A 13039-nucleotide genomic window follows, 5' to 3' on the forward strand; every position below is an offset into this window, starting at 1 on the left:
TACCTATATGTATAAAAATTTCTGTCTCTTCTTATTCTTTACTATCACAGCATTTCATTCTTTCAGATCTTCCGCTCAGAACAGGCTGGAGAGTACCGGTAATGTAGGTATTGGTACTACTTCCCCTGTTGTAAAACTAAGCGTTTATGGTTCTTCGGACGATTCGGCAGCCATTTCATTGCAGTCTGGTTCCAATAGCCGCTTCTACATACAACAGGGAGGCTCACTTTTGAAATTGGGAGGAATTACACCCGGAGCCGCCGGCGTTATTAACATAAGCAATATGGGCAGGGTCGGTATTGGTACCAGTGCACCCACTACAGCGCTCGATGTGAACGGGGATTTCCGTCTAGGCGTAAACACAGGTGGTACTGCCTATTCCATTGGCTTTACCCGTACAGTGGGCGCGCAGCTTTATGGAACCACTTCAGCGGGGCTATCCCTCGGTGGAGATGTAGCAGGTGTTGATGCCGTTGTTATGCCCGGTGGAAATGTGGGGATTGGAACATCCAACCCTGCTCATAAACTGGATATAGCGGGCGGTTCTGTGAATATTGGCTGGGGTGCTAATATAGCCTATCGGGCGGGTAGCTATGTTTCCATCGGTAACATGTCTTATACAAATACTCCTTATATAGCCTTTAATGCATTCCTGACCACCTCTGATGTCGCCACGAGTAAAAATTTGGTTACTCCTACCTATAATGCAGGTAGTGGGTTGATTATAAGAGGAGAAGCCGGTGGTAGCGGACTACATTTTTTACAAAGGAACTATGCCAATGGTACAGTACCGTATGATGTCAATTCTTTTACTGATGCGCTAACCCTGACATCTTCGGGCAACGTTGGGATTGGTACTGCGGATACAAAAGGATATAAGCTGGCAGTGAACGGTGAAGCTATTTTTACCAGGGTGAAAGTGGAGCCGTTCAGTGGGTGGCCGGACTATGTGTTTCAGCCGGGATATGAGTTGTCAACGCTTTCGGAAGTGGAGAATTATATTAAAGCTAACAGACACTTGCCGGACGTTCCGTCTGCGGTAGAAGTGGAGAAGGAGGGATTGGACGTAGGGCAAATGAATAAGAAGTTGTTGCAGAAGGTGGAGGAGCTGACTTTGTATATCATTGAGCAGCAGAAGTCAATTTTGTCGCTCCAGCAGGAGATGAAGGTATTGAAGGAAGAGAAGAAGAATATAACATATAGAAGATAAATTATTTACCAGGTATAAAATAATGCCAATGAAACAATTAATAAGAACGTTGCTGACTGGGTTATTATTACTTTCAGTTATTTCTACAGCTATTGCTCAACAATCAGGAAATTTTTTCGTTAATGGAGACCTCGACAAGTTCTATCCGGTAACTTTCTTTGATGGTGGATGGGCAAATCTAGCTGCCACCGAACTACAGATAGGACGCTCTGATGTCCACCAGGATGCCTCCAATAGGGGCTCGTTAATCGCAAGCTTCCGGTATCATGTTACAAATTGGGGGCATGGATCTAACTTTATCGATGCTGACATTCGTCAATTTACGGGCGCTAATAGTAAAATGATAAGTGGCTGGAAAGATGGCACTGCCGCTAACGGCAGTTACAGAATCATAATCTGGCTCAGAGGAAATACCACCTATACTTACAGATCGAACTACGCAGTTAATCCGTTAGTGTACGATGGAGTGCAAAACCCATTGCCTTACAAGGAATTGATAGGTACGACATCCAGCATTGATCATTCGTATAAAACAAGTCTCGACCCCACAGTGAATATATATGGCATGTCATATGCCAATACTGCTTACTTCAACGGCTCCGCTAACAATTATTTTGCAGGCAAAGTTGGTATTGGAGTTACCAACCCAACATTTGCATTTCACAGTGCTGCATACAACAATACAGGCGTAGCGGCGGCCTTGTTATGGGGAGATCGTTATGGGGCAGCTGTAGGTATATCAGATGACACTTCATCTTACTATGCTTTTCACGTAGTGTCTAACGTGGATTCAATGGGAAGGGGAAAGGCAGGTGGCACGAAAAGCTTATTATATGTGAGAGGCGATGGAAACGTGGGGATTGGCACGCTTTCACCCCAGGCTAAACTGGCGGTAAACGGTGATATCTTTTCGAAAAGGGTTAAGGTGATCCAGACCGGCTGGCCGGATTATGTATTTCAGCCAGATTACCGCCTGCCATCATTACTGGAATTGGAAGAGTATGTTAAAGCTAATCGACATTTACCAGATGTCCCGTCTGCGGTAGAAGTGGAGAAGAACGGGTTGGATTTGGGGGAAACCGATAAAAGACTTTTACAGAAAATAGAAGAACTGACCCTTTACCTCATTGAACATCAAAAGACAATCCGCGCCTTACAGGAGAAAAATGCTGCACTGGAGGCAAGAGTACAAACCCTTGAAAAGAAATAAGACAATGAAGAAACTGACTTTACTGTTCCTACTTTTGCCAGCTTTTTATGCACAGGCACAAGACAGCCTGGAGAATAAGATATTGGTTTGGGAAGAATCCAATTATCAGAACGGATTCGGACACCGGATATACCCACGTGATCCCGGCATCAGAACACAATTAAATATTGCTGCGCGCCATAATTCAGCTACATGGACAGATATGATGACACTTACTTCCGATGGGAAAGTAGGCATCGGGGATACAGATCCTCAGGTAAAGCTAAGCGTTAATGGCGATGCACTGTTCAAGACTAAACTCTCTGTAACGGGGGACATAACTGCTAACAGCAACTACATCACCAATGGGCAGATACGTGTTAAACCTACCGCCTTTAAGGGCTCCAGCGCTGGTATTAAGTTAGGGGACGGTTCTTTACCTCTGCCAGATATTGAGTTTGTAGTCAGCTCTTATTCTAGTGGCTTTGGAACCAGGCTTGTGCCTGTGGATATCCAGGACGGCAATGGGACCACCTTTCTGAAATTCCAAAGCAGATCTCAGTCTGACACCTGGAATGATGTATTTACAATCAATAACAGGACACGGACGGTAGCAGCGACTAGCCGCTTATTGGTTAATAATGCAACGGATGACGGGACAACGGCTTTGCGTGTCAACGGAGATATAGCAGCAAAGCGCCTGAAGGTTATGCAGACCGGTTGGCCGGATTATGTGTTTCAGCCAGATTACTGCCTGCCATCATTACTGGAATTGGAAGAGTATGTTAAAGCTAATCGGCATTTACCGGATATGCCATCTGCGAAGGAAGTGGAAAAGGAGGGATTGGATGTAGGAGAGATGAATAAGAAGTTGCTGCAGAAAGTAGAGGAGCTGACGTTGTATCTGATCGATATGAAAAAGGAGATTAACCGCTTGGTACAACAGAACGAAGATCAACAACAGCAGATTAGCCAATTGCAGTCAAAAAAATAGTCAATCCTATTTGTTAAAATATACATATTGTGAAAAATAGAGTATTTATTCTTTTATGCCTTTGGCCAATTTTTGGCAGAAAACGATTGCTATTGCTGGCACTCTTCCAGCTGTTGATTGGACAGACTTTTGCACAGCAGTCTGCGCCAGATCTTGTAAGGGTGATACCTCCGTCCCCGACTGCTGCCGCAATGGCGAGATACGGGGAAATACCCGTCTCTACTTACACTGGCGTTCCGAATATCAGTATTCCCCTTTATGAGATAATAAATAAAGAATTGAAGGTCCCTGTTGTCCTGAGCTATCACAGCGGCGGCACAAAAGTGGAAGATGAGGCCTCCTGGGTTGGATTAGGTTGGAGCCTGATGGCGGGCGGCTCCATATCGCGTATTGTGAACGGAATGGATGATTTGTCGAAATCCAGTATTCGCGGATTCCCCGATTCTTATCTGCCTACATCTATAGACCTGTTCTCGTATAGATATGTTGTACCTCAGGATGCAACGCAACGACAGTATGATTCTCAATATCTGGTTGATGTACTTGATGGCTTGGACGATACGGAACCGGATATCTTTGTCTTCAATTTCAATGGAAGGTCTGGGAAGTTCGCACTTAAGAAAAGAAGTAGTACCACTATGCCACTTGAACCTGTACTGCTATCCCAGGAAGATCTCAAAATAGAGGTGGCTTATTCGAGTCAGGCGGCGAATTACCAGTGGGTGATAACAGACGAAATGGGCGTAAAGTATTTCTTCAATACAACCGAGTCGACAATCTCACGCTCAAACGCCGCTGATGAAGAATACATGGCTGACGTAACAGCTCCCGAGGGATTGCCGAAGGATGTTGTTTCCTCATGGTATCTTGATCGTATAGTGTCCCCCACGGGCGCCGAGATAAATTTCAGCTACTATAGCAGCTATCCTACCGGCCGGGGCACAAAAAGGATACTATCCAGATCTCAGGTAAAGAAACACGTTATAGACCTCACGGCAATGCCTGACTGCATTCCACCAATGAATGAATATACTTACTTCAGCACCTACACCGAAGTACATGATGTGTATTTGAAAGAGATAACCTTTCCCAACGGGAAGATTGAGTTTAAACTAAGCGACAGGGAGGATATTGAACCGGTGATCAGTGGCTTTCCCACAACGTATGCGAAGAAGGTCGATGAAGTGATCATCTCCGCGGGATCCGGTAGTAGTTTCACCATGGTGAAAAAATATCTGTTTAGTTATTCCTATTTCAATCCCGGAACTACCTATGCGGAGAAGCGCCTTAAACTGCTTAGTGTCACGGAAAGCAACGGGGTCGTTAGCCGGCCGCCCTATCTGTTTACCTATGATGGCCGTGAACTGCCCGCAAAGGACTGGAAATCGGTTGATCACTGGGGATATTATAATGGCGCCCCCAACAACAGCGTCAATCAAACTACCTATGGCGACAAGATATTTAATGGTACCCTGGTTCCTCCAACAAGCGCCGTCGTTCAGGGAGGTACAGGAACAAGGGAATTTGCCGGTGCTGACAGGGAGCCGAACCTGGATTTTGCAAAAGCTTCCATTTTAACCGGCATTACTTATCCGACCGGAGGGACAACGGCATTTAGCTACGAACTGAATGACTATTATGACCCAAGAACAGATACGCTTAGAACGAGCGAAGTGGCTTTCACAGAAAAATTCGGTCCAGACACCCAGGTTCCGAACCATCGTCCCGACAACTTTACCCTCGAATTTGCGACCAAGACAAGAGTGACTGTAGGTACAATCATAGAATGTTATAGCGGTAATGATTGCCTCGATATGGGAGGAGAATACGAATACGACGTTGCTAATATAAAATCAGCGGATGGCGGCACATTTAATCAATGGATAGGTTATCTGTTGACCTATGATAATCAGGGCCATGGTACATGGCAGGAAACTACCTATGATCTGCCGGCCGGTAAATACCAATTTACCGTATACGCCGACCAGAAGTATGTATCGAGGTTAATGGTGTCCTGGGAAGTTAAAACTCCAGTCCGACGCTATAATAGCCTGGGCGCCGGGCTCCGGATTAAATCGATCACGGAATATGACGGCATCTCCCATGAAAATGATAAAGTTACAGAGTATGGGTATGCGACACAAAAGGAAGCGCCGGGATGCTCAACTGGGAAGTTGATGCTTAAACCACTCTATGAATATCACGAGTATGCGAAGAGAGGGTGCCTGTCCGGAGTACCTACCGTTGCGAGGTACCTCGTCCGGTCATCTACTCCTGTGATCCCATTCGGCTATAGCGCACAAGGCAACCAGATCGGATATGACATGGTGGAGGTTACCCAGGGTAACAATGGCAAAACAGTCTATGAATACTACAACGAGGAGGACAATACAGCTCGCGTTGGCTTTCCCGGTGTACCTCCGGTCGGATTCATTGGTAACGGACTTCTTAAAAGGGAGACTGCATATGTAAAGAATGCCGACGGCTCTTTTAGTAAGTTAAAGGCAATCGGAAAAACATATGTTATCGGTGCGAGAAGAGCAACCATTAAAGGTATGAAAATCCCTTCAGGAGATGCTTCAAGGTATTATACTGAATTTTTTAACCAGTGGATATCGATACCGATCTATGATAACTCCCAGTTTTATGATATCGTCTCCGAATGGGTGCATCCCCAATCTGATACTATCACACAATATTCACAGGATGGAACTATTAGTTTGCAGCAGATCATCAACTATAATTATACTAATTCGGTATGGCGCCAGCTGTCAAGCATGAATACCACCGACAGTAAAAAGAAAACCGAGGTCGTTACGTATAAATATCCGTACGATTTCCCTTCCGATCCGGTATGCACGCAACTTGTCAGTAAGCATAGGATAGGTAATATAATAGAAGAAAGCTCAACAATGGACAATACACATGTTCGAACTGTCAAAACAAACTTCGCTACGTGGTCCAATAATCAATTGTTGCCCCAGACTATAGATGTGCGTATCGGTGGTGGAGCTCTTGAGACCCGGGTCAGAAATCATGCGTATGCGCCAGATGGCTCGCTATTAAGCCAGTCAGGGGAAAACGATATGAAAATTTCCTATAAATGGGGATACAACAATCAGTACCCGGTTGTCGAAATAGCAAATGCGGGACCGGACGCCTTCTACTATGAAAGCTTTGAGGAAGGTACAAACATTGGAGTCGCTCAGGCTGCCGCTAAAACTGGGAAAAAAGTAAAAGCAACAGGTTTTGTGGTGAATTTCACCCTCCCCGATCAACGGTCCTACGTATTGAGCTATTGGTACCGGACTGGCACAACAGGAGAATGGAAGTACAAGCAGGTAGATTATCCCGGGCCTGCATATTCCATTACTGACGGAACATATATCGATGAAGTGCGGATATGCCCTAAAGATGCAAGTATGAAGACTTACACCTGTGATCCTTTGATTGGTATCACAAGCGAAACGGATATTTCTGGCAAAACTTTATACTACGAGTACGACGGATTTAATCAACTAAAGCTGGTGAAAGATGCTGATGGCAAGATTATCGGGCAATACGATTACCAGTATCAAAAGCCCATTACTCAATAGTTCAAAACTAGTCCAAAGCCATTACATGAAAAAGATACATCTCTCCATAATCAAATCGCTTGTCGGGCTGGTGTTAATGATTGCTATCATCCCTGCAAATGCTCAAACACCTAATAGCAGCGTCCGCCCCGCTGCGACGCCGGTAAGTACCTCTCCGGCTTACACAAATACCCTTGTTAACTATATCCGCACTTGGGAGCCCAATATGCCCACATCCGATCCGGCAACTATCGCTGCTTCCGATGTCAATACCGCAAGGCAAAGTACCCAGTATTTTGATGGGTTAGGACGCCCCTTACAAACGGTCGCGAGGGGGATCACGCCTGCAGGAAGGGATCTCGTAGCGCCGGTTATCTATGACATTTATGGGAGGGAGCAATTTAGATATTTGCCCTATGTGCCAACCACCGGCAACCTCAGCGATGGGAAATTTAAAGCTGATCCGTTCAATGATCAGAGCCGGTTTTATCTGTCTGAAAGCTTGGTTCCCGGCGCAAAAGGGGAAGCTATCTATTATGACCAGACGCAATATGAGGCTTCACCACTCAATAGGGTGCTAAAAACCTATGCACCCGGCAACAGTTGGGCGAAGAATGACCCTGCCGGCGTACAGAAGGGCGGCAATAGGCCAATTGAGCATCAGTTCCTCCTGAATACGGCTGCCGATGCGGTGCGTATCTGGGATATGCCTGCTACTGGCAACACGCCAACCAGCGGCAGTGGCTCGATATATGATGTCGGTCAGCTGTATAAGAATGTGACGAAAGACGAGCGCGGCTTTCGGACAGTGGAATTCAAGGATAAAGCGGATCGGGTGGTGCTTAAAAAGGTGGAGGTGACCGCCTCCGCAGCGGATGGTCATGACGGCTGGCTCTGCACCTACTATGTATACGATGACCAGAGTAACCTGCGCTTTGTTATTCCCCCCAAAGCAGTTGAGCTTATCAAAACAAGCTGGGCGATCAGTTCGTCCATTGCCAGTGAATTATGTTTGCAGTACCAGTATGATAACCGGAACCGGATGATCATAAAGAAAATACCTGGCGCCGATCCCGTAGAAATGGTATACGATGTACGCGACCGGCTGGTATTTACTCGTGACGGCAACCTGAAAAGCAAAAGCCAATGGCTGGTTACCTTTTACGATGGCCAGAACCGCCACATCATGACGGCCCTGTACAATTCCTCTGCTACCAGAGATGCACTGCAGATCAGCATGAACACGGCTATTTCTGGTACTCAGGCCATCACGCATAGCTATTCTGGCGTGGCAGACCTGGTAGTAGCCGCCCATGACGGCCGGCCCATCTATCAGGCATCCAATAGCATTACCTTTGAAGACGGCTTTGACTCCAATACCGCGGAGATGCTGGCGGAGATCAATTCTGCGGCTGTCCAGGAAACGTTGAGCATTAACGCCACCAATCCTTTGCCCAGTATGCCGGCCAGCACCCTCACTCCGCTGATTTATACTTTCTATGACGATTATAACTACACCGGCAAGCACGACGCCGTTACCGGCGACTTTACTCAGCCTCAATATACCGGCAGTAATTATGCAGAAGTAGTGACAGCGGCCAGCAACCTTACCACAGGTTTGATGACCGGTGCCCGAGTAAGGGTACTGGGTACAGACCAGTGGCTGACCACCACCGCCTACTACACCGATAAAGGCCGCTTACTGCAAACCATATCTGATAACATCAGCGGTAGTAAGGATGTGCTGACCAGTCTGTATGACTTCAGTGGCAAGCTGCTGAGCACCTACCATCGGCATAACAATCTGCGCAGTAGCGCCGTTCCCGACGTAAAGATCATGACCCAGGTGCTGTATGATGCAGCAGGGAGGGTAACGGATGTGATCAAACAGGTGAATGGCGGCGCCAGGCAAACCATCGCCAAAAACACATACGATGAGTTGGGGCAGCTCCAGTCCAAACGCCTGCATGTCAATGGCAGTTCCCAGTTGGAGAAACTCGATTACGAGTACAACGTCCGCGGCTGGTTGAAGAGCATCAACAAACTTTATGTAAATGACGTAGCCAGCAATCCAACTTCCAACTGGTTCGGCCAGGAGCTGAGCTATGACTACGGTTTCACCACAAATCAGTATACAGGCAATATTGCCGGGATAAAATGGAGAGGTCGCAATGACAATATTCCCCGTGTCTATGGCTACAGCTATGACAATGCCAATCGCTTGACCAATGCTGACTTTAATCAAAAGAACAATCCGAGTGCTGGCTGGACACAGGATCAAAAGAATTTCTCCGTCAGCAACCTGACCTATGACGCCAACGGGAACATTAAAACCATGACCCAGAAGGGAATGGTAGGCTCAACTATCTCCATTATTGACCAGCTGGCTTATAGTTATAAGGAGGTGAACGAAGCCAGTAACAAGTTGCGTTTCGTAGGAGATAACGGCGCTAATACCGCTACAGCCAAACTGGGTGATTTCATCAATGGCGCCAATACTGGCGACGATTATGATTATGATCCCAATGGGAACCTCACCATGGACCTGAACAAGAACATCAGCTCCATCACCTATAATCATCTGAACCTGCCGGAGCTGATTACTATCAGTGGTAAGGGCAGTATTCGGTATCAGTATGATGCCGTCGGTAACAAGTTGAAGAAGACAGTTACTGATAATACTACAGGTACTTCAAAGGTCACTACTACGGACTACATGGGTTCCATGGTATACCGCAATAATCAACTGGAGCTTATCAGTCATGAAGAAGGCCGTATCCGCCCAGTATTCAATAATGGTCAGCTGCAGGAATATGTTTATGATTACTTCCTGAAAGATCACCTGGGTAATGTTCGTACGGTACTGACAACGCAGACGGAGTTTGATATGTACGCCGCTACCATGGAAACGGAGCGTGCTGCCACGGAAGCCGCCCTGTTCAGTAATGTGGAGGAGAGTCGTGCCGCCAAACCGGTGGGCTACCCCGAGGATGAGACGAACAATAAAAACAAATTTGTTGCTAAGTTAAATGCCAGAGATGGTGGTAAAAAGATCGGTCCTTCGCTGGTGCTTCGGGTGATGGCGGGAGATACAATTCAGATAGGAGCCAAGGTCTTTTATAAATCCACCGGTCCGAAAGATACCAAGTCCGTTGCCCCGGAAGACATGATAGCGAGCCTGTTACAGGCTTTTGGCGGCGAAAAGGCCGGCAATGCCTCACATGCTGCCCGCCAGGAGGAACAGTTATCTCCATTCAGAAATTTCAATTGGAATGATTATCAACGACTGAAGGAGAAAGATCCGAACAACCAGGGGGCACAGAATAACCCCCGCGCCTATTTGAACTTTGTTTTATTTGATGATCAGTTTAACTTAGTGGAGGAGAACAGCGGGGTACGGCAGGTAAAAGCTATGCCCGACGAGCTGCAGACCCTGGCGGTAGACAAGATGCCGCTGACAAAGAGTGGTTTCCTGTATGTATACACCAGCAATGAAATCACCCAGGATGTGTTCTTTGATAATATAACATTGGGGGTAGCACAGGGTCCCTTGCTTGAGGAAACGCATTATTATCCGTTCGGGCTGACTATGGCCGGAATCAGTTCAAATGCTCTTAAAGGGACGAACTATCCCGAGAATAGAAGGAAGTATAACGGGATAGAACATACCACTGATTTTGACCTTAATCAATATGATGCATTCTTTAGAAATCTTGATCCACAAATAGGCAGATGGTGGCAAGTGGATCCAAAGTCTGAATACTTTGAAGATGTAACTCCTTATAATCATGTTCTTAATAATCCCATCACCATGAGTGATCCTTACGGTGATGATACAGTTCATATTAACGATTTGCCTAATGTTTGGCCGGATTTTGATCCAGGCAAGGATGTCGTAAATCTGACCGGTATAGTAGTTAAGCCTAACGGAGCACGCAGCGAAATTTATGACCCGGGGGCACTGCCAGGATTCAAAGTATTACCTGCAGTGAGGGGATTTTGGAATAGGATGTTGACTGGAGAAAGAAGGCATGATAATGGCTTATATAGAGGTATTGTCGACTACAACGGGGTTTTGACAAATAGAGGATCCCCTCGAGCAGGCATGCCAAATGCTTTGGTAAACGCTGCGAGTACAGGCGGGATAGGTAGTATAAGAACAGTTTATAAGGGCATTAAAGCGGGATTACCATACATTGGCAAATCAATTAATTTGTTAAAAAGATATACGGCTGCTGAGAGAGCTGCAATGAAAATACAATCATTATTTCCAGGTGCCGAAGGAAGATTGTTGAGGGCAGTTGAGCAAGTCGTACTTGATTATCAAAAAACGCTAGGACCTGTATCGAATATAAATAAGGCTATGGACTTTAATCTGGCTAAGAATAAGGGGATGTATGAAAAAGCAATAGCATTTTTGGAAGAAAATTTTCCTAATTGGAAAGAAATGGTTGCAACAAGTCATTAAAAGATATATATGAGTGTTTTAAATGATTCACAGGTGTTTTATTTTAGAATTCCGCTAAATAACATCGCATTTGGAAAGCTGCCTTTTCAAATGACTTATAAGTATGCCTACTGTAGATACTATAGCACTTCGTTATTGTGCCAGGAACGGCCAGCCTCTAATATTATAGGGGTTTATGATTATTTGAGTGATGAGCCTATCAATGACTATTCGATTTTGCTTGGAAAGGACTGGCTGTTTGGTGAAGTGTTAACATATCCACCTCCTTTACGGGGAGAAGCAAAATGGTCTGTAATAGGTAAAATGCCAATAGATTCAGTAAATATTAGGTTACCGCATTTTAAGTTTGGCAAAAACGATAGTTGGTTTTATTTAAAGGATGGCAAGTATTATTTATTCGCGGGAGTCAAGGCAGCTAAAGAAAAGGTGAATCATCTTGAACACTCAAATATAAATGCGGAGAATACAATAAAGCTGAGAATAATAGTAGAATTATTAAAGCGGGAATCAAAGTCACGTAAATTAGAGATACCAAATGAAGAATGGGAAAATATCGCCTTCATGGTGTTAAGAAGCGAGTATATTCATAGAAAAGATTCTGACGAAAGAATAAGAGAATTTGTTTCAAATTTATTGCCCGATATGTTAAATCAATCCATTTATAGTGAAATTCCGCCGGAGATTAGAGGGACTGCTGTAGAGTAATACGATTTAGCATAACTGTGCACATTAGGAAGGTTCAAAAGTCCAACAATCTGTTGGACTTTTGATTGCCGGGAAGAGATGCCAACCTTGATACTACGGATCAAGATGAAATCTTGGGGGATTGTGGTTTAAGCATGGAGTTTTGCTAGTCTAAATAGGAAGAATTCTGTATCTCAATAATGAGTATTTATATCCCTCTTGAAAGAGAGGGTTGTAGTCATAATTTTGGTTTGCGTTATGTGCTGGAAGACACAATCGAAGAAAGAGGATTAGCAAAAATACTGAATATTGGAATATCTCAGGTTTCACAGAAATTTCTCTTGAATGTCGTGGATATAAGATCAGGGTGATAAAACGGTTGGTAAATGCACTTAGATTGAAGGATGCCACTTTTAAAATACAATGATGGTCGTTACCATTAGCCATGAACGTAACACACAGAGTAAGCGTCAAACCAGACGCAAGGCAGAAGGCAATTCTACAGAAGTATGGGATTGGAGTAAATCAGGGCCTTACTACTTTTGAGCTCGAGGATAATTCATCAACTTATAATGAATTAAAAATAGGGCCTCTACCAGGGATGTTTGCTCGGTAAATACAAGTTCCTCAGAGACTATTAATGGGTATTATACAGAAATGTTCACCGTAAAAGTGGTAAGCCCGGATTCGTTGCTATCAACGGAAATGTTTCCTCCCAGCAGCTCTGCGTACATCTTGCAAATAAAAAGCCCTAAACCCCAGCCCTTGCCAGGCTCAAGCTGCCAATACGGTTCGAATAGGTGATCTATCTTCTCATCTGGTATAGGATAGCCTATACTGGATACTTTGATCATTACCTGATTGCGGGAGTGTAAAATAAACTGTGTCAAATTCTATTTCAATGTTTGGAACCCCACGC

General features: G+C 45.1%; 7 protein-coding genes. 6 read left to right on the top strand and 1 reads right to left on the bottom strand.

All coding sequences use genetic code 11. The features are described 5' to 3' along the window. Positions 1 to 7: 7 nt before the first annotated feature. From Q0577_RS00255 to Q0577_RS00280, 6 genes are read left to right on the top strand one after another with little or no spacing between them, the layout of a single operon-like run. Complete coding sequence (locus tag Q0577_RS00255) at positions 8 to 1210, top strand: hypothetical protein (protein ID WP_298731621.1); 1203 nt, start codon at positions 8 to 10, stop codon at positions 1208 to 1210. 28 nt (positions 1211 to 1238) lie between these two features. Further along, positions 1239 to 2420: a hypothetical protein gene (locus Q0577_RS00260; RefSeq protein ID WP_298731623.1), complete on the top strand. Its 1182-nt coding sequence runs from the start codon at positions 1239 to 1241 to the stop codon at positions 2418 to 2420. 4 nt (positions 2421 to 2424) lie between these two features. Next, positions 2425 to 3393 (top strand): hypothetical protein, encoded by a 969-nt coding sequence (locus Q0577_RS00265; RefSeq protein ID WP_298731625.1) that lies wholly within the window; start codon positions 2425 to 2427, stop codon positions 3391 to 3393. A gap of 29 nt (positions 3394 to 3422) precedes the next feature. Next, positions 3423 to 6989, top strand: a complete 3567-nt coding sequence (locus Q0577_RS00270; protein ID WP_298731627.1) for a hypothetical protein — start codon at positions 3423 to 3425, stop codon at positions 6987 to 6989. A 25-nt stretch (positions 6990 to 7014) separates the two neighbouring features. Next, positions 7015 to 11436 (top strand): DUF6443 domain-containing protein, encoded by a 4422-nt coding sequence (locus Q0577_RS00275; protein WP_298731628.1) that lies wholly within the window; start codon positions 7015 to 7017, stop codon positions 11434 to 11436. Positions 11437 to 11445: 9 nt separating this feature from the next. Continuing rightward, the gene (locus Q0577_RS00280) at positions 11446 to 12141 is read left to right on the top strand and encodes a hypothetical protein (protein WP_298731630.1); all 696 of its coding nucleotides are present in this window, start codon (positions 11446 to 11448) and stop codon (positions 12139 to 12141) included. 626 nt (positions 12142 to 12767) lie between these two features. On the opposite strand, the gene Q0577_RS27175 is transcribed toward Q0577_RS00280, so the two are convergent. After that, the gene (locus Q0577_RS27175; protein ID WP_366883608.1) at positions 12768 to 12974 is read right to left on the bottom strand and encodes a HAMP domain-containing sensor histidine kinase; all 207 of its coding nucleotides are present in this window, start codon (positions 12972 to 12974) and stop codon (positions 12768 to 12770) included. Positions 12975 to 13039: the final 65 nt, after the last annotated feature.

Source organism: uncultured Chitinophaga sp., from assembly GCF_937898475.1.
GTDB lineage: Bacteria > Bacteroidota > Bacteroidia > Chitinophagales > Chitinophagaceae > Chitinophaga.

Excerpts from the sequence above, each read along its gene's own strand:
- Q0577_RS00280 (WP_298731630.1), top strand. The coding sequence starts at position 11,446 with ATGAGTGTTTTAAATGATTCACAGGTGTTTTATTTTAGAATTCCGCTA.
- Q0577_RS00275 (WP_298731628.1), top strand. The coding sequence starts at position 7,015 with ATGAAAAAGATACATCTCTCCATAATCAAATCGCTTGTCGGGCTGGTG.
- Q0577_RS27175 (WP_366883608.1), bottom strand. The coding sequence starts at position 12,974 with ATGATCAAAGTATCCAGTATAGGCTATCCTATACCAGATGAGAAGATA.
- Q0577_RS00255 (WP_298731621.1), top strand. The coding sequence starts at position 8 with ATGTATAAAAATTTCTGTCTCTTCTTATTCTTTACTATCACAGCATTT.
- Q0577_RS00265 (WP_298731625.1), top strand. The coding sequence starts at position 2,425 with ATGAAGAAACTGACTTTACTGTTCCTACTTTTGCCAGCTTTTTATGCA.
- Q0577_RS00260 (WP_298731623.1), top strand. The coding sequence starts at position 1,239 with ATGAAACAATTAATAAGAACGTTGCTGACTGGGTTATTATTACTTTCA.